The organism is Streptomyces sp. NPDC059853, from assembly GCF_042731495.1.
In the GTDB taxonomy this organism is placed as follows: domain Bacteria; phylum Actinomycetota; class Actinomycetes; order Streptomycetales; family Streptomycetaceae; genus Streptomyces.
Genome location: NZ_JBHWJL010000536.1, coordinates 1 through 1,687 on the forward strand (window position 1 = coordinate 1; position 1,687 = coordinate 1,687).

At 74.5% G+C, this 1,687-nt stretch carries 1 protein-coding gene and 1 pseudogene; one reads left to right on the forward strand and one right to left on the reverse strand.

Annotation, left to right across the window (positions count from 1 at the left end; translation table 11 throughout):
* The coding region (locus ACFV5N_RS27660) for an N-acetylmuramoyl-L-alanine amidase (protein WP_385605235.1) at positions 1 to 1,502 on the forward strand (1,502 nt) is incomplete at its 5' end.
* On the opposite strand, the pseudogene ACFV5N_RS27665 reads toward ACFV5N_RS27660, so the two are convergent.
* Positions 1,444 to 1,687: pseudogene (locus ACFV5N_RS27665) on the reverse strand (hypothetical protein); the annotation flags it as partial. The gene ACFV5N_RS27660 and the pseudogene ACFV5N_RS27665 sit on opposite strands and share 59 nt — an antisense overlap.

Genomic DNA, 1,687 nt, shown 5'->3' on the forward strand with positions numbered 1-1,687 from the left:
CCGCGCTGCTCGCCGAGGCGCAGCGGGCGCTCGGCCTGCCGGCCGGCGCGGACCCGGCCGACTGGTACGGGGCGGTGGCCCGTTACTCCGGCGCGGGCACCGCCGAGGGCGCCGCCGCCTTCGCCGACGAGGTCTTCGCCGTCCTCGCCGAGGAGCCCGCCCGCCGCACCGCCGACGGCCAGCGCCTGCGGCTGGCCGCGGGACCGCACCGGGAGCCCGCCACCGGACAGCTCGGCCTGCTCGGCCTGCCCGCCGCCGGGGACAGCGGCGGCGCGGACGGGGAGGCGCCACCGCTGGAGTGCCCGGCCGAGGTCAGCTGCGTCCGGCAGCCCGCCGCGTACGAGGAGTACCCCGGCCCCGGCGGAGAACCCGACTACGGCAACCACGACAAGGCCGACCGGCCCGCGTCCCAGCGCGTCGAGTACCTCGTGCTGCACACCGTCGAGGGCTACTTCGACAGCATGACCGAGCTCGTCCGGGACCCGCGCTACCTCTCCTGGCACTACACGCTGCGCTCCTCGGACGGCCTGATCGCCCAGCACCTGCCCACCGCGGACATCGGCTGGCACGCCGGGAACTGGTACGTCAACAGCAAGTCCATCGGCATCGAGCACGAGGGCTTCCTGGCCGAGCCCGGCACCTGGTACACGGAGGCGATGTACCGCGCCTCGGCCCGCCTGGTGCGCCATCTCGCCGACCTGCACAGCATCCCGCTGGACCGTGCCCACGTCCTCGGCCACCACAACGTGCCGCCGACCCTGCCCGAGAACGCCTCGGGCATGCACAACGACCCGGGCCCGTACTGGGACTGGGCGCACTACTTCGAGCTGCTCGGCGCGCCCTTCGCCGACGCGGCAGGCGCCGACCCGGACGGCCCGCTGGTGGTGATCGACCCGCCCTACGACGGCGGCACCGGCGAGGACTTCTCCGGCGTCGCGCTGCGCACCGCCCCCGATCCCGGGGCGCCGCTGCTGGGCGACTCCTCGCTCGACATCGGGGACACCGGCGCCCGGGCCGCCGCCGGGCAGACGTTCGTGGTCGCCGAGGAGCGCGGGGAGTGGCTGGCCGTCTGGTTCGAGGGCCGCAAGGGCTGGTTCGCCAACCCGCCGGACGCCCCCACCGCGCACCGCGCCGACGGCGCCCGGGTGACCGGCGCCAGCGGCACCGGAAAGCAGGACACCATCCCGGTGTACGGCCGCGCCTACCCCGAGGCCGCCGCCTACCCGGAGGATCTGCCGCCCGAGCCGGTGACCCCGATCGCCGAGGTCCCGGCCGATCAGGAGTATGCGCTGGGGCTCACCACGGACAGCGAGTTCCTCGCGGCGCGCTCCTTCGACCCCGCCCGGCACCGGGTGATCCGGGGCGAGGAGTACCACCAGATCCAGCTCGGCCACCGGATCGGGTACGTACGGGCCGCCGACGTCCGGGTCCTGCCGGCCGCCGCTACTGCTGGAACATCTCCGCGGGCAGCGGCTTCAGCAGCCGGTACAGCTCGTCGGTGATCGGCCGCTCCCAGCTGGCGATGGTGACCAGCACCCCGTCGCTGCGGTCGAACTGGACGCAGGAGATCCGGCCCTCGGAGCAGGTGATCCGGTGCACGATCAGCAGATTGTCGTCGTGCATGACGGGGATGTCCTCCGAGCCGGTGACCCGCACCTCGTCGTCGATCTCCAGGGCCGCGAGCAGT